Raw genomic sequence first — 14,966 nt, forward strand, 5'->3', positions numbered from 1 at the left:
CGTCCGGCGGACGCGGCCCGGTTTCTCGCGTTACTTGATCACCGCACAGCCGATGCGGGCGCCCGCATTCCCGATCGGCTGGGTGGCATGGTCGTCCTCGTTGGCGTGGATGATCAGGGCCGAGCCGTCATTGTCCTTCAGGCCGCCTTCGCCGGTGAGCGGCGTGTCGCTCGACACCTCGGCATTCACAGAGCCGTCGGCATTGGCGTAGACGTTCGGCAGGTCGCCCTCGTCGGGCCCTTCCGCGTTCAGCAGGCCGTGCTTGGCGTTGTCGTGATTGACGTGCGCCTTCGACTCCTGGAACTTGTCGGTATCGGCGCAGCTGCCGACCGCGTGGAAGTGGATGCCGTGCCAGCCGGGCGGCAGGCCGCCGGCCTGGATCGTCACCCGCATCACGAGGGTGTTGGCGCCGTCGCGGAGCGCGATCTTGCCGATCGTCTCGCCCTTGTTGTTGACGATCGGCGCGTCGTAGGTCGTCGGCGCGGCCTGGTCGGCGGGCTTGTCCTGCGCGAGGGCCGGGGCCGCCAGACCGAGGGCCAGGGCGCCGGCGAGCGTGACGATTCTCATGGGACCACTCTCCTCGTGTGTCGCGGTCTAGCTAGGGCGCGCGGCGCCGGTGGGGACGGCCCGGCGCGAGCGAAGTCGCGACGGGGCCGCACTTATTCGACCAAGGACAAAGGGTGATGACGACGGGCGAGCGCCTGCGGGCCGACCGCCTCCTGGTGGAGGCGGGCCATTTCGAGAGTCGGGCGCGGGCCCAGGCCGCGATCGAGGCCGGGCTGGTGCGGGCCGACGGAGTCGTCGTGCGCCGGGCCTCGGACCTGATCGCCCGGAGCGCCGCCATCGTGGCGGAAGCCCCGCACCCCTACGTGTCCCGCGGCGGGCTCAAGCTCGCCGCCGCCCTCGACGCGTTCGGGATCGATCCCGCCGGCCGGACCTGCCTCGATCTCGGCGCCTCGACCGGCGGCTTCACCGACGTGCTGCTGCGCCGCGGCGCGGCCCTCGTCCACGCCGTCGATGTCGGCCGGGGCCAGCTCCATCCGAGCCTCGCCGGCGATCCCCGCGTCTCGGCGCTGGAAGCGACCGACGCCCGCGCCCTCACCCCGTTTCCCGTGCCGCCCTCCCTCCTGGTGATCGACGTGAGCTTCATCTCCCTGCGGCTGGTCCTGCCGCCCGTGATTCCGCTCCTGGCGCCCGACGCCGCGCTCGCGGCTTTGATCAAGCCGCAATTCGAGGCCGGGCGCGCGCATGTCGGCCGCGGCGGGCTGGTGCGTGACGAGGCGGTGCAAAACGAGGTCTGCGGGCGGATCCAGGCGCTGATCGAGTCCCTGGGCTTCGCGGTTCGCGGCCTGATTCCGTCGCCGGTCGAGGGCGGCGACGGCAACAAGGAATTCCTGATCGGCGCGGTGCGGGAGTGTGCGCGATGAGCGACGTGATGGAGATCGCCCGCCTGGGCCTGCGCGGTGACGGGGTGACGGCGGACGGCATCGTGGTGCCGGGCGCGCTGCCGGGCGAGACGGTGCGGGCGCAAGCGGAGGAGGGGAGCCGCCCGCCCCGCGCCCGGCTCGACGCGGTGCTGACCCCGTCAGCCGATCGGATCGCGCCGTTCTGCCCGTATTTCGGTACCTGCGGCGGCTGCGCGATCCAGCACCTCGCGCCCGCGCCTTACGCCGACTGGAAGCGCGACCTCGTCGTCGGGGCGCTGGCGCGGGCCGGGATCGCGGCACCGGTGGCGCCGCTCCTCGACGCCCATGGCGCGGGTCGCCGCCGCATCACCCTGCACGTGCGCGCCGGCGAGGGCGGGCCGCAGGCGGGATTCATGGCGGCGCGCAGCCACGCGCTGGTGGCGATCGACCATTGCCCGATCACGGAGGTCGCCCTGCACCGTGCCCCCGAGATCGCCCGCCGGGTGAGCCGGCCGCTCGGCGGCGGAGGGGCTAAGCCCCTCGACGTGCAGGTGACCGCGACCGCGGGCGGCCTCGACGTCGACATCCGCGGCCACGGGCCGGCCTCCGACCGGGCGCGCCAGGCGCTGGTCCTGCTCGCGGGCGAACTCGACCTCGCGCGGATCTCGCTCCATGGCGATGTGCTGATCGTGCGCCGCCCGCCGGAGATCCCGGCCGGCCGCTCCCGGCTGGTGCCGCCGGCCGGCGGCTTCCTCCAGGCGACGGCGGAGGGGGAGGCGACGCTCGCCCGCCTCGTCGTCGAGGGGGTGGGCAAGGCCAAGGGGACCAGTAAGGCCAAACGCGTCGTCGATCTCTTCTCCGGCGCCGGCGCCTTCTCGCTGGCGTTGGCGGAAGGCCACACCGTCCACGCGGTCGAGGGCGAGGCCGCGGCACTCACGTCCCTCGACCGCGCCTTCCGGGACACGGCGGGCCTGCGCACCATCACCACCGAGCGCCGCGACCTCTTCCGGCGCCCGCTCCTGGCCCCCGAGCTCGACCGCTACGACGCCGTGGTGTTCGATCCGCCCCGCGCCGGCGCCGAGGCGCAGAGCGCAAGAATCGCCGAATCGAAGGTGCCGGTGGTGGTCGGCGTGTCCTGCGACGCCGGCAGCTTCGCGCGCGATGCCGCGCTGCTGGTGCGGGGCGGCTACACGCTCGAGGCGGTGACCCCGGTCGATCAGTTCCGGCATTCGCCGCATGTCGAGATCGTCGGCGTGTTCCGGCGGCCTGGGAAGAAGCGGTAATATCCGCTCATAAGTATACGTTAAAATTTAGTCCATCTCATTCACGACCTCATCCTGAGGTGCCGCGTAGCGGCCTCGAAGGAGGACTCCAGAAGTCTCAGCGCGCTCTGGAGCCCTCCTTCGAGGCTCACTTCGTTCGTACCTCAGGATGAGGTTATGGGTAGGATGAAGCACACCGATGCCTGATCTCACTTCTCCGGCGCCGCCGGCACCTGCCCGCCCGCCACATTCCGCCGCGGCTGCAACAGCAGCGCGAGCAGCCCGGTCCACCCGGTCTGGTGCGCCGCCCCGAGCCCGGCCCCCGTGTCGCCGTGGAAATACTCGTGGAACGGGACGTGGTCGCGAAAGTGCGGATCGTCCTGGAACAGGGACTCGTCGCCCAGCACCGGCCGCCGGCCGTCAGGGCCGCGTAAGACCAGGCGGGTGAGGCGCGCGGACAATTCGTCGGCGATTTCCGGCAGGGTGAGGTAGGTCTTCGAGCCCGACGGGCACTCGACCTTGAAGTCCGGTCCGTAGAAGCGGCCGAACTCGGTCAGGGCCTCGACCAGCAGGAAATTGATCGGCAGCCAGATCGGGCCGCGCCAGTTCGAGTTGCCGCCGAATACCGCGGTGGTCGATTCCGCCGGCTCGTAATCGACCGCGAAGGTCTCGCCGTCCCAGGGGAAGCGGAACGGCGCCGCCGCATGCGCCTTCGAGACGGAGCGCACGCCGTGGGGGGACAGGAACTCGGTCTCGTCGAGCATCCGGCGCAGGAGCGCCTTCATGCGGTGGCGGCGCAGCAGCGAGAGCAGCACCCGGTTGCCGCGGCCCGGCTCCTCCCAGCGCGAGACCTGGGCGGCGAGGTCGGGGCGGTGGGTGAGGAGCCACCGGGCACGGCGTGCGAAATCGGGGAAGCGCTTCCCCATATCCTCGTCCAGCACCTCGACGGCGCAGAGCGGGATCAGCCCGACGAGGGAGCGCACCCGGAGCGGCACCTGGCGGCCATCAGGGAGGCTCAGCACGTCGTAGTAGAACTCGTCCGACTCGTCCCACAGCCCAGTGCCGTTGCCGCCGACATGGGTCATCGCCTCGGCGATGGTGAGGAAATGCTCGAAGAACTTGGTGGCGATGTCCTCGTAGACCGGATCCTCGATCGCGAGTTCGAGGGCGATGCGCATCAGGTTGAGGCTGTACATCGCCATCCAGGCGGTGCCGTCGGCCTGGTCGAGGGTGCCGCCGGTGGGAAGCCGCGCCGAGCGGTCGAAGATGCCGATATTGTCGAGGCCGAGGAAGCCGCCCTGGAAGACGTTGCGGTCGCCGGCATCCTTGCGGTTCACCCACCAGGTGAAGTTCAGCATCAGCTTGTGGAAGACCCGCTCCAGGAAGGCGCGGTCGGCCGTCCCCGTCATCGCCTGGTCCATACGGTAGACCCGGAGCGCCGCCCAGGCATGGACCGGCGGGTTCACGTCGCCGAAGGCCCATTCGTAGGCCGGCAATTGCCCGTTCGGGTGCATGTACCATTCGCGGGTGAGCAGGATCAGCTGGCCCTTGGCGAAGGCTGGGTCGACCAGCGCGAAGGTCACGCAGTGGAAGGCGAGGTCCCAGGCCGCGTACCAGGGGTATTCCCACTTGTCCGGCATCGAGACGATGTCGGCGTTGTTGAGATGCGTCCAGTCGCTGTCGCGGCCGTGGCGGCGCGCCTCGGGCGGGGCCGGCTGGGCCGGGTCGCCGGCGAGCCAGCGCCGGACGTCGAAATGGTAGAACTGCTTCGACCACAGCATGCCGGCGAGCGCCTGGCGCTGCACCAGGCGGGCATCCGGATCGGCGATGTCGCGCTGGAGCGCGCCGTAGAAGGCGTCGGCCTCGGCGAGGCGGCGCGCCATCACGGCGTCGAAACCCGCGACGTCGCGGTCGTCCGGGCCTGCGGCGGGGCTCAGGCGGAAGCGCAGCACCGTGGTGCCGCCCGCCGGCACGGTGACCGTCGCCCAGGCGGCGCATTTGGTGCCCTCGGCGAGCGGGTTCACCGCCTCGCGCCGCCCCTCGACCACGCGATCGTTGATCGCGTCCTTCGGGTGGGCAGGCCCGGATGTGCCGAAGAGACGACCGGCATTGGTCTCGTTCTCGCAGAACAGGAACTCGGCCGGCTGCAGAGCGGCGAACCGCATCGGCGGCAGGCTCTTGCGCGTCGCCTCGACGGCACCGGTCTCGGTCAGGCGCAGGAGCGGGCGCGGATGCTCCGGCTCCCAAGATTCCCGTCCCCACGACCAGGTGTTGCGCGACCAGAGCTGCGGCAGGACGTGGAGCTCCGCCGGGTCGGGGCCGCGGTTGACGACCGTCACCCGCATCAGGACGTCGTCGGGCGCGGCCTTGGCGTATTCCACCGTCACGTCGTGGTAGCGCCGCTGCGCGAACACGCCGGTGTCGGCGATCTCGTATTCCGGTAGGTTCTGTCCCTTGCGCCGTCCGTTCTCGGCGACGAGGTCGGCATAGGGGTAGGCGGCGTGCGGGTACTTGTAGAGCATCCGCATGTAAGAATGCGTCGGGGTGGCGTCGAGGTACCACCACAGCTCCTTGACGTCCTCGCCGTGATTGCCCTCGCTGTTGGTGAGGCCGAACATCCGCTCCTTCAGGATCGGGTCGCGGCCGTTCCACAGGGCGAGGCCCAGGCACCAGAGCTGGCGGTCGTCGCTGAAACCCGCGATGCCGTCCTCGCCCCAGCGATAGGCACGGGAGCGGGCGTGGTCGTGGGGCAGGTAGTCCCAGGCGGTGCCGCCCGCGCTGTAATCCTCCCGCACCGTGCCCCATTGCCGCTCGCTCAGGTACGGCCCCCAACGATGCCAGCCCTCCGTGGCGACGGCGGCGAGGCGACGGCCCTCCTCGGTGTCGGTGAGGCAGGGGACGGGACCGGGCATCGCGGGATCCTCCACGGGTGTCACACCGGATCGAGGCCGAGCATCCGCCGCACGCGGATCAGCTCGCCGAGGGACCAGGCCTGGAACGGGCAGCCGCCGGGGCGGTGGAGTGGGTCGCCGTCGGCGACCTCCGAGACGTGGCCGAGGCCGGCCTGATCCAGATGGGCCTGGATCGGCGGCAGGAAGCGCGCCCGCGCCTCGGCCTTCGCTGCCGGCGAGCGGCCGCGCACGGAAAGCCAGGCATCGACGAAGGGACCGATCAGCCAGGGCCAGACCGTGCCCTGGTGGTAGGCGCCGTCCCGCTCCGCCGGCCCGCCCGCGTAGGTGCCGCGATAATCCGGATCGCCGGGATCGAGGGAGCGCAGGCCCAAAGGCGTGAGGAGGCGTGCCTCGACGGCATCCACCACCGCCCGGGCGGCGTCACCGGTCAGCAGCGGGTAGGGCAGGCCACCGACGGCAAGAATCTGGTTCGGTCGCATCCGGGCATCCACCGCGCCCGGCACGTGGTCGGCGTCGATCACGTCGAAGAGGGCGCCCGCGGGCGAGACGAAGTGGTCGAAGGCGGCTGAGGCGCGCCGCTCCAGGTCATGCCACTGCGCGGCCCGGCCGGGCCAGCGGGCGATGCCGATCTTGAGCGCGTTGATCCACAGCGCCTGGATCTCGACCGGCTTGCCGATACGGGGCGTGATCACCCGGTCGCCGACCTTGGCGTCCATCCAGGTCAGCTGCACCCCCGGCACGCCGGCGCGCAGCAGCCCGTCGGCATCGGGCGCGATGCGAAAGCGGGTCCCGGCGGCGTAGCCGTCGAGGATCGCCCCGCAGGCCTCGGCGAGGCGCGCGCCTTCCGCCTCCGGCACCGGACGCCCGTCGGCGGCATGGGCGGCGAGCGTGTCGTGGACCGCCACCACGTACCAGAGCGAGGCGTCGACGGCGTTGTACTCCGGCGCCTCGCCGCGGTCGGGGAAGCGGTTCGGCATCATGCCCTCGCTCACCGCGCCGGCCCAGGCGAGCAGGATCGCGCGCGCCTGCGCGAGCGCGCCGGTGTCGAGGAGGAGGCCGCGGAGCGCGATGAAGGTGTCGCGGCCCCAATCGGTGAACCACGGAAACCCCGCCACCAGGGTGCGCCCGCCCGGCCGGTCGACGAGGTAGGCGCCGGCGGCCAGCGCCAGCGGCGACAGCGCCTCGCGCCGCGTCCGCTCGGACGCGACGAGGCGCTCGGCATGGGCCGCCGCCCGGATCCCGAGCCCGTCGCCGCTGCGCAGGATCATCACCGCCGGACCGGCGGCGAGGTCGAAGGTGAAGGCTCCCGGGCTCGCCAGGTCCTCGACCGCGTCGAGGCCGCGGTCACGCTCCGCATCGTACAGGAAATTCCGGTACCACTCGGGCGCGTGGACATAGGTCCCGTTGGTGAGCGCCGCGACCGCCGGCAGATCGGAATAGGGGCGCCAGACGACGTTGCCACCCTGGAAGGCCGCCGCGAAGGCGAAGGCCGGGTTTTCATGGTGGAGAGCGTGGTAGTCGCGTCCCGAGAGGAGCGGGCGCACCGTCAGGGTGCACGGGCCGTCGCCGGTCATGCGCTGCCAGCGCAGGAGCGTCTCGCAGGAATCGGGCTCGACCAGCACCTCGTGCCGGATCGTGGTGCCGTCCGGCAGGCGGTAGGTCCAGAGCGGCCAGGGCCGGGGGGCGAAATCGATGATGTGGCGACAGCCGTCCGGGTGGATCACGTTCGGCGCGTAGGCCTGCGTCGAGAGCGGCACTGTCCCGCCCTCGGTCGCGACCTCGGCCTCGAACCCGTTGACCAGCACCACCCGCCCGGTCGGCGGGGTCGTGGCCGTCAGAAGGAGCGCGTGGTAGCGCCGGGTGCGCGGGCCCGCGACCGGGCCGGAGGCGAAGCCCCCGAGCCCGTCGGCTTCCAGCCACTCGCGGGTGTCCTCCACGGTCAGTCGCCCGACGAGTCGCCATCCAGGGGCAGCCAGCGCCGGCCGTCGCGGGCGAGGAGATCGTCGGCGGCCTTCGGCCCGGCGCTGCCGGACTCGTAAGGCTCAGGCTCGCCGCCCGCGCCCCAGGCCTTCACCAGCGGATCGACTGCGGCCCAGGACGCCTCGATGTTGTCGGCGCGCTGGAACAGGGTCGCGTCGCCGCACAGGCAGTCGTAGAGCAGGGTCTCGTAGCCGACATTCGGCTCCTGCGCGAAGAAATCCCCTTCGCGAAACGTCGAGCGGACGGCGCCGAGGCGCATCGACGGGCCCGGCACCTTGGCGTTGAACTCGGTGGTCATGCCCTGGACCGGATCGACCATGATCCGCAGGATGTTGGGGGCGATCTGGTCGACCGGGGTGTCGCGGAAGAGGCGGTAGGGCGCCGGCTTGAAGTGGACCGCGATCTCGGTGCGCCGCCCGGTCATCCGCTTGCCGGTGCGCAGGTAGAACGGCACCCCGCCCCAGCGCCAGTTGTCGATGGTGAGCTTCAGGGCCGCGTAGGTCTCGGTGCGGCTGTCCTTGGCCACATGCGGCTCGTCGCGGTAGGACGGCACGGCGCGGCCCTGCTCGGTCCCGGCCCGGTACTGGCCGCGCACCGCGTCCTCCGGCTGGACCGGGCGCACGGCCTGGACGAGCTTCGCCTTCTCGGTGCGCACCGCCTCGGCGTCGAAGGAGACCGGCGGCTCCATCGCGGTCATGCAGAGCAGCTGGAACAGGTGGTTGGGCACCATGTCGCGCAACGCGCCGGTCGGCTCGTAGAAGGCGCCGCGCTCCTCGACGCCGATGGTCTCGGCGGCGGTGATCTGGACGTGGTCGACGAAGTCCCGGCGCCAGATCGGCTCGAACATCCCGTTGGCGAAGCGGATCGCCATGATGCTCTGCACCGTCTCCTTCCCCAGGAAGTGGTCGATCCGGTAGAGCTGCGACTCGTCCGCGACCGCGAGGATCCGCTGGTTGAGCTCGCGCGCCGAGGCGAGGTCGCTGCCGAACGGCTTCTCGATCACCACGCGGCGGAAGGCGCCGTCGCCCTGCTTCAAGAGCCCTGCCTCGCCCAGATGCTCGACGATCGGCGCGAAGAAGCGCGCCGCCACCGCGAGGTAGAACACCGCGTTGCCGGGAATCTTCTCCCCGATCTGCCGGTAGGTCTCGGGGGCCAGGAAGTCGCCCTTGAGGTAATGCAGCCGGTCGCGCACGAAACCCCAGGCGGCCGGGTCGATATGCTTGGCGTGGAACTCCGCCGTCTCGTCCTTGGTGAAGGACTCCATCGTGTCGGAGAGGTTCTTGCGCCAGCTCTCGTCCGTGGCGTCGCTGTGGTCGACGCCCCAGATCGTGGTGGTGCCGTCGAGGAGGCGGCTGCCCGCGAGGTTGTAGAGCGCCGGCATCAGCAGGCGCTTCGTCAGGTCGCCGCCGGCGCCGAAGATCACGATCGTGCAGGGCGGGGCCGGCCGGCTGCCGGAGGCGGCGTGCCCCTCTACCGGGACGTGCGACGTCGTGGCTGTCTCGGACGTCATGGGGAACTCCTGGCCGTCGGGGGCGACGGCGCTGAAGCTAGATCCCGCAGCGCAGCAGGCAAGGGAGGGCGGAGGGCAGGGGATGCAGGCCCGCCCCGCCGATTCCCGGTCTTTCCGGGTTTCCGCCGCGGCCTTAAGGTCCCGGCCGACGAGACCTCCAGAGCGAGCGGAACGATGGCGGACGGCACCAGTCAGGCGGGCAGCGTCGCGGTGATCGGGAGCGGCGGGATCGGCGGCTACCTGGCGGGGGCGCTGGAGCGGGTCGGGCGGGCGGTCACGCTCTGCGTGCGCACGCCGTTCGACCGCCTCGTCGTCACGGATGCGGCGGGCGAGCGCGAGGTGCCGGTGCGCATCGTCGCCGATCCGGCCGAGGTCGGCCCCATGGATTGGGTGCTGGTGACCACGAAGGCGCAGGACACCGCGGGCGCCGAGCCGTGGTTCCGCCGCCTCGTCGGCCCCCGGACCCGGGTGGTGGTGGTGCAGAACGGCGTCGGCCAGGCGGAGCGGGCCCGGCCGCACCTGGCTGAAGGCACGACGGTGCTGCCGGCGATCATCTACTGCTCGGTCGAGCGAACGGCGCCGGGCCGCATCACCCATCACGGCAGCACGAAGATGACCGTGCCGGCGGGTCCGGACGGGGCCGCCTTCGCGGCTTTGTTCGCCGGCACGCCGTTCGAGATCACCCAGGAGGCGGATTTCGTCACGGTGGCGTGGCGCAAGCTCCTCAGCAACGCGGTGGTCAACCCGATCACGGCCCTGACCCTGCGCCGCATCGCGATCTTCAACGACCCGGCGATCCAGGACCTCGCCCGCGGGCTGATGGACGAGGTGATCCGGGTCGCCAACGCCGAGGGCGCCCGCCTGACCGGGGAGGACGCCACCCGCATCCTCGAGGGCTACCGGCGCATGACCGGAGACGGCGGCAGCTCGATGCTCTACGACCGCCTCGCCGGCCGTCCCCTGGAGCACGCCCACCTCACCGGCGCCGTCGTCGAGGCCGCCGGGCGCCACGGGATCGACGTGCCGCTGAACCGGGCGATCCTGGCGCTCGCCGGCGCGGTGAGCGGGCGGGGACTGGCGGGGGACCGGTAGAGCGTTCCGGGAACCCGGACTTGTGCCGTCCGGCGAATCCTCATCAGCTTCGCCACCAAGCGCCGGATCTGCCGTGCGACGGGCGGCCGAGGTGAACGAAGCGAGGATCGCGGTCGTTGGTGCGGGCCAGATCGGGCGGCGGCACATCGAGGAGATCTCGAAGAATCCCGGGGCGACGATATCGGCCATCGTCGATCCGATGCAGGGCGCAGCCGCTCTTGCCAGACGGGTGGGCCGTCCGCTCTACGACACTCTGGAGGCGTGCATCACCGCCGACCGGCCGGACGGCGTGGTCCTGGCGACGCCGAACCGCCTGCACGTCCCGCAAGGACTTGCCTGCATCGCGGCCGGCATCCCGGTGCTGATCGAGAAGCCCCTCGCGCACGACCTGGACGAAGGCGAGCGCCTGGTCGCGGCTGCGGAGAAGGTCGGCGCCCGGGTGCTGGTCGGCCATCACCGCCTGTACAGTCCCCTCCTGCGGCGGACCGTCGAGGCGGTACGTGCCGGGATTCTCGGCCGGATCGTCGGAGTGATCGGCAGCGCGGTCTTCTACAAGCCCGACGCGTATTTCGACGGGCCCAATACCTGGAGGCGCGAGCCGGGCGCCGGTCCGCTCCTCATCAACATGATCCACGAGATCGGCAACCTGCGGGCGATGGTCGGCGAGATCGCCGCCGTCCAGGCCGTCGCCTCGAACGCCGTGCGCGGCTTTCCCATCGAGGACACGGTCGCCGTGACCCTTCGCTTCGTCGACGGGGCGCTCGGCACCTTCCTTCTCTCCGATACGGCCGCCTCCGCCCGGAGTTGGGAGCAGACCTCGCGCGAGAACGACGCCTATCCGACCTATCCCGACGAGGACGCCTACACGATCCTCGGAACCGAGGGTTCGCTCGCGGTGCCGAGCCTGCGGCTGAAGCGCTACGCAAAGCTGGAGTCCCGCTCCTGGTTCGAGCCCTTCGCCTGCGACACGCTCCCGGTCGAGCGCGCCGACCCGCTGGCGGAGCAGATCACCCATTTCGTAGCGGTGATCCGCGGCGAGGCCACGCCGCTGGTGAGCGCTCGCGACGGCCTGCAGAACTTGCGCGTCGTCGATGCCATCATGCGGGCGGCGCGGGCGGGCGGGACCGTCGAGGTCCCGGCCGGCTGAAGTCGTCCCGGCGATGCGCCGCCGGCCTGCCCGAGGGCGCCGGCGGCCGGGTCCTGTACCTGAGCGGCGGCCGGCTACTCGCCGCCATCCCCGCCGCTGCCCCCGGTATTCGGCAGTCCGCGCTCGGGATCGGTCGAGTTCGAGGTGTTGGCGGTATCGTTGGACCAGTTGTCGGCGCCGGTTCCGCTGCGCGCGAGGGTCCCGGTGGAACCGGGGCCGGAATTGTCGATCTGCGTCCGGCTGCCCTCGAAGACTTCTTCACGGCCCTGATACGGCGTCGTGAGCCGCTTCGGCCCGGGTTCCCTGATCTCGGCAGGGTCGGATCCAGTCTGCGCGTAGGCCGGCATGGCGAGAAACACCGCGATACCGGCGAGATACAATCTCTTCATGGACGCCTCCGGTGTCAGAAACTCCACGTCATTTGTGGAGCGGTAGGCGTAGTCTAGGGCCGCCTGTCAGAACTGACACTTCATCATTCCGTGAGCGACAATCCGGCCGGCGCGGTACCCGCTCACGCACCGTCGGGCGCGACCTCGACCCACACCCGGGCCCCGTCGATCCGGACCGGATAGATCGCGAGGTCGCGGCAGACCGGCCCGCCCTGGGCTCGCCCGGTGGCGATCTCGAACAGGCCGTAATGCGCCGGGCACTCGATGTAGCCCTCGACCACCTCGCCCCCGGCGAGGGATACCCCGGCATGGGTGCAATGCGCCTGCGTGGCGTAGACCGTGCCCTCGACCCGATACAGCGCGAGGGCGACGCCGCCGGCCTCGCGAGCGAGCACGGGGCTTTCCGCGAACTCCGCCAGGTCGGCCACGGGATGCCAGGTCATGCGGGCAGTACCACCGCCCGGCAGGCGCCGAAGCCGATCGGGGCGAAGCCCTCGCGCCGGCCCCGCGCCGTCAGGATGACTTCGTCGCCGTCCTCCAGGAAACGGCGCTCCTCGCCGGTACCGAGGCGGATCGGCGCCCTGCCGCCCCGGGTGGTCTCGAGCAGGCTGCCGCAGGAATCTGGGTCCGGGCCCGACAGCGTGCCGGTGCCCAGGAGGTCGCCCGGGCGCAGGTCGCAGCCGCCGCTGGTGTGATGGGCGATCATCTGCGCCACCGTCCAGTACATGTGCCGGGCGTTGGAACGCGCGATCCGGTGCGGGCCCGAACCGGCCTCGCGCGAGGCCCGGGTCGCGAGCCAGATCTCCAGTTCGAGGTCGAGGGCGCCGCCGGCCTGGTCGGCGGCGTCGAGCAGGTAGGGCAGGGGGGCGGGGTCGCCCTCCGGCCGCGCGCCTTGCGGGATGCGGAACGGCGCCAGCGCCTCCGGCGTGACGATCCAGGGCGAGATCGTGGTCGCGAAGCTCTTGGCGAGGAACGGCCCGAGGGGCTGGGACTCCCAGCCCTGGATGTCCCGGGCCGACCAGTCGTTGAGCAGGCAGAAGCCCGCCACCTGCCCGGCCGCCTCGGCGATCGGCACCGGGGTGCCGAGGTCGTTGCCGGGCCCGATCCAAACCCCGAGTTCAAGCTCGTAGTCGAGCCGGCGCGACGGACCGAAGACCGGCGCATCGAGATGCGGCGGCTTCGCCTGGCCGTGCGGCCGGCGCACCGGGATGCCGGAGGGCCGGATCGACGAGGCGCGGCCGTGATAGCCGACCGGCACGTGCTTGTAGTTCGGCAGCAGCGGCTGGTCGGGCCGGAGCAGACGGCCGGTCTGGGCGGCGTGATGGATGCCGACGAAGAAGTCGGTGTAGTCGCCGATCCGCGCCGGCAGGTGCAGCGTGCAGGACGCGGCGGGATGCAGGAGCGGCATCACCCGGTCGCGGTCCGGACTCTCGACCCGCAGGAGCCGGAAGAGCCGGTCGCGCAGGGCCCGGCGCGGACGGGTGCCGAGGGCGAGAAGCCCGTTGAGCTCGCCGGCTTCCGCCGCCGCGACCGCCTGCGCCGCCTCGCCGGTCAGGAGGCCGGCGGCCCGCGCCGCCGGCAGGTCGAGGACGTAGTCGCCGATCGCGACGCCGGCCCGCCTCGCGCCGTCGGCGGCCGAAGGGTCCATCGACGCCGGGTCTCCGGGTGAAAAAATCCCGAGCGGCAGGTTCTGGATCGGGAAGTCCGGATGCCCGTCGGCACCCGGCACCCAGCAACGGGCGGCGACATCGTGCGTGTGGTCGAGATCCGTCGGGATCGTCATCACCGCGCCCCCGCCCAGCCCGGGTCGACGCCCTCGGCGCCGAACCCCGACGCGGGCCGACGTCCGGACGACGCCCGATCGGTCACGGCCTGCGCGGTCATCGCCTCCACGGTCATGGCGCGACCCTTTCCTGCCCGGTCGGTTGGTTTCAGTTGCAACCTTTTTTCCTGGATAGGAGCGGCCGCCCCCAGCGTCAAGCGCGAGGGTGGTTGCGCTCGGGCCGGCCCTGGGGCACAGCACCGGGCATGATCGCGGTGGATTGGGGAACGAGCAGCGCCCGGGCCTATCGGCTCGCGCCGGACGGCGCGGTGCTGGCACGGCGCGAGGGCGCGGGCGGCATCCTGCGGGTGCCCGAGGGCGGCTTTCCGGCGGCCCTCACGGAGATGGTCGGCGACTGGCTGGCGGCCGGGGAGACCCGGGTGCTGCTCTCCGGCATGGTCGGCAGCCGCCAGGGCTGGCAGGAGGCGCCGTATCTCGCCTGTCCGGCGGGGCTCGACGAACTGGCGGCCGCCCTCGTGCCGGTGCCGTTCGCGGGCGCCTCGGTGCGGCTGGTGCCGGGCCTGAGCGCCGCGGACGCGGCGGGCACGCCCGAAGTGATGCGCGGCGAGGAGGTCCAGGTCTTCGGGGCGCTCGCCGGCGCCGAGGACGCGCTGATCTGCCTGCCCGGCAGCCACGCCAAGTGGGTGCGGGTCGCGGGCGGTCGCATCGCCGGCTTCAGCACCAGCATGACCGGCGAGGCCTTCGCGGCGCTCAGCGGTCACACGATCCTCGGCCGGATGATGACCGGGCCGGCGGAGCTGGGCCCCGCCTTCGAGGCGGGCGTCGCCCGCTCGGCGGAAGGCGGCGGCCTGCTCCACCACCTGTTCGGCACCCGGGCCCTCGGATTGTTCGGACGCCTCGCGCCGGAGGATGCGGCGAGCTACCTGTCGGGCCTGCTGATCGGGCACGACGTCGCGGCCGCGATGACCGAACCCGCGCTCGTGCGTCTCGTCGGCTCCGGCCCGCTGATGGCGCTCTACGGCCGGGCCATCGCCCTCAAGGGCGGCAAAGCGGTCGCCGGCGATCCGGACGCCGCCGCCCGCGGCTTGGCGCTGATCGGGGAGAGAACCGAATGGATGTGACGGGCTGGCTCTTGCGCTGCCCCCTGGTGGCGATCCTGAGGGGCGTCACGCCCGACGAGGTCGAGGCCATCGGCGAGGCACTGGTGGCGGCGGGCGTCGTGATCCTCGAAGTGCCGTTGAACTCGCCCGAGCCGGTCGAGAGCGTGCGCCGCCTGGCCGCCCGCCTCGGCGACCGGGCGCTCGTCGGCGCCGGCACCTTCCGCCGCGAGGCCGAGGTCGCGGCGGTGGCCGAGGCCGGCGGACGCCTCCTGGTGACGCCCCACGCCGATCCGGCCCTGGTGCGCGCCGCCAAGGCCCGCGGCATGGTGGCGATGCCGGGCTTCCTGACGCCGGCCGAGGCGTTCGCGCTGCTCGATGCCGGTGC

Annotated in this window: 13 protein-coding genes (1 of these 13 running past the window's edge); 6 read left to right on the forward strand and 7 right to left on the reverse strand. The window is 72.1% G+C overall.

Annotated features, from left to right (window positions below; genetic code table 11):
* Nucleotides 1-30: 30 nt before the first annotated feature.
* Nucleotides 31-567 (reverse strand): superoxide dismutase family protein, encoded by a 537-nt coding sequence (locus DK412_RS05345; RefSeq protein ID WP_109971102.1) that lies wholly within the window; start codon nucleotides 565-567, stop codon nucleotides 31-33.
* 116 nt (nucleotides 568-683) lie between these two features.
* Between DK412_RS05345 and DK412_RS05350 the strand changes: the two genes are divergently transcribed.
* The gene (locus DK412_RS05350) at nucleotides 684-1,427 is read left to right on the forward strand and encodes a TlyA family RNA methyltransferase (RefSeq protein ID WP_109971103.1); all 744 of its coding nucleotides are present in this window, start codon (nucleotides 684-686) and stop codon (nucleotides 1,425-1,427) included.
* Entirely contained in the window at nucleotides 1,424-2,689 is a 1,266-nt protein-coding gene (locus DK412_RS05355) for a class I SAM-dependent RNA methyltransferase (protein WP_109971104.1), read from the forward strand. The genes DK412_RS05350 and DK412_RS05355 overlap by 4 nt, the downstream gene beginning before the upstream one ends.
* Before the next feature lie 188 nt (nucleotides 2,690-2,877).
* On the opposite strand, the gene DK412_RS05360 is transcribed toward DK412_RS05355, so the two are convergent.
* From DK412_RS05360 to zwf, 3 genes are read right to left on the reverse strand one after another with little or no spacing between them, the layout of a single operon-like run.
* The gene (locus DK412_RS05360) at nucleotides 2,878-5,580 is read right to left on the reverse strand and encodes a glucosidase (RefSeq protein WP_109971105.1); all 2,703 of its coding nucleotides are present in this window, start codon (nucleotides 5,578-5,580) and stop codon (nucleotides 2,878-2,880) included.
* Nucleotides 5,581-5,600: 20 nt separating this feature from the next.
* Nucleotides 5,601-7,517: an amylo-alpha-1,6-glucosidase gene (locus tag DK412_RS05365; protein ID WP_245447441.1), complete on the reverse strand. Its 1,917-nt coding sequence runs from the start codon at nucleotides 7,515-7,517 to the stop codon at nucleotides 5,601-5,603.
* Nucleotides 7,518-7,519: 2 nt separating this feature from the next.
* Nucleotides 7,520-9,070, reverse strand: a complete 1,551-nt coding sequence (zwf, locus tag DK412_RS05370) for a glucose-6-phosphate dehydrogenase (RefSeq protein WP_109971107.1) — start codon at nucleotides 9,068-9,070, stop codon at nucleotides 7,520-7,522.
* Nucleotides 9,071-9,244: 174 nt separating this feature from the next.
* Here zwf and DK412_RS05375 point away from each other — a divergent pair, with 174 nt between their 5' ends.
* Both DK412_RS05375 and DK412_RS05380 read left to right on the forward strand, forming a co-directional pair.
* On the forward strand, nucleotides 9,245-10,162 hold the full coding sequence (locus tag DK412_RS05375) for a 2-dehydropantoate 2-reductase (protein ID WP_109971108.1): 918 nt from the start codon (nucleotides 9,245-9,247) through the stop codon (nucleotides 10,160-10,162).
* Between the two features lie 91 nt (nucleotides 10,163-10,253).
* Nucleotides 10,254-11,309, forward strand: a complete 1,056-nt coding sequence (locus DK412_RS05380; RefSeq protein WP_109975079.1) for a Gfo/Idh/MocA family oxidoreductase — start codon at nucleotides 10,254-10,256, stop codon at nucleotides 11,307-11,309.
* 74 nt (nucleotides 11,310-11,383) lie between these two features.
* On the opposite strand, the gene DK412_RS05385 is transcribed toward DK412_RS05380, so the two are convergent.
* The 3 genes from DK412_RS05385 to fahA form a co-directional block, all read right to left on the reverse strand.
* Nucleotides 11,384-11,656, reverse strand: a complete 273-nt coding sequence (locus DK412_RS05385) for a hypothetical protein (RefSeq protein ID WP_245447442.1) — start codon at nucleotides 11,654-11,656, stop codon at nucleotides 11,384-11,386.
* A 164-nt stretch (nucleotides 11,657-11,820) separates the two neighbouring features.
* Nucleotides 11,821-12,141, reverse strand: a complete 321-nt coding sequence (locus tag DK412_RS05390) for a non-heme iron oxygenase ferredoxin subunit (protein ID WP_109971110.1) — start codon at nucleotides 12,139-12,141, stop codon at nucleotides 11,821-11,823.
* Complete coding sequence (gene fahA / locus DK412_RS05395) at nucleotides 12,138-13,481, reverse strand: fumarylacetoacetase (protein WP_109971111.1); 1,344 nt, start codon at nucleotides 13,479-13,481, stop codon at nucleotides 12,138-12,140. The genes DK412_RS05390 and fahA overlap by 4 nt, the downstream gene beginning before the upstream one ends.
* Nucleotides 13,482-13,726: 245 nt before the next feature.
* On the opposite strand from fahA, the gene DK412_RS05400 reads away from it, so the two are divergent.
* Nucleotides 13,727-14,602 (forward strand): 2-dehydro-3-deoxygalactonokinase, encoded by an 876-nt coding sequence (locus DK412_RS05400; RefSeq protein WP_109971112.1) that lies wholly within the window; start codon nucleotides 13,727-13,729, stop codon nucleotides 14,600-14,602.
* Nucleotides 14,593-14,966, forward strand: partial view of a 2-dehydro-3-deoxy-6-phosphogalactonate aldolase gene (locus tag DK412_RS05405; RefSeq protein ID WP_109971113.1) — the 5' portion only. Its footprint extends 238 nt past the window's final position; 374 of the gene's 612 nt are visible here — the first part of the coding sequence; the start codon lies at nucleotides 14,593-14,595; its stop codon lies off the right edge, out of view. The genes DK412_RS05400 and DK412_RS05405 overlap by 10 nt, the downstream gene beginning before the upstream one ends.

It is taken from the genome of Methylobacterium sp. 17Sr1-1, from assembly GCF_003173775.1.
Lineage (GTDB): Bacteria > Pseudomonadota > Alphaproteobacteria > Rhizobiales > Beijerinckiaceae > Methylobacterium.